The organism is Burkholderia sp. SIMBA_051, from assembly GCF_046534915.1.
Classification (GTDB): Bacteria; Pseudomonadota; Gammaproteobacteria; order Burkholderiales; family Burkholderiaceae; genus Burkholderia; species Burkholderia ambifaria.
Genome location: NZ_JAWRXS010000063.1, coordinates 1 through 424, shown reverse-complemented (window position 1 = coordinate 424; position 424 = coordinate 1). Strand labels below are relative to the sequence as shown.

The 424-nt window shown below is 51.9% G+C and carries 1 rRNA gene; it reads right to left on the bottom strand.

Going from position 1 to position 424, the window contains the following annotated elements:
* Nucleotides 1–424: ribosomal RNA gene (locus SB771_RS33540) — 23S ribosomal RNA — on the bottom strand; the annotation flags it as partial.

Genomic DNA, 424 nt, shown 5'->3' with positions numbered 1-424 from the left:
CGGTCCTCCAGTTAGTGTTACCCAACCTTCAACCTGCCCATGGCTAGATCACCGGGTTTCGGGTCTATACCCTGCAACTTAACGCCCAGTTAAGACTCGGTTTCCCTTCGGCTCCCCTATTCGGTTAACCTTGCTACAGAATATAAGTCGCTGACCCATTATACAAAAGGTACGCAGTCACCCCATAAAAGAGGCTCCCACTGCTTGTACGTACACGGTTTCAGGTTCTTTTTCACTCCCCTCGCCGGGGTTCTTTTCGCCTTTCCCTCACGGTACTGGTTCACTATCGGTCAGTCAGGAGTATTTAGCCTTGGAGGATGGTCCCCCCATATTCAGACAGGATACCACGTGTCCCGCCCTACTCATCGAGCTCACAATATGTGCATTTTTGTGTACGGGGCTGTCACCCTGTATCGCGCGCCTT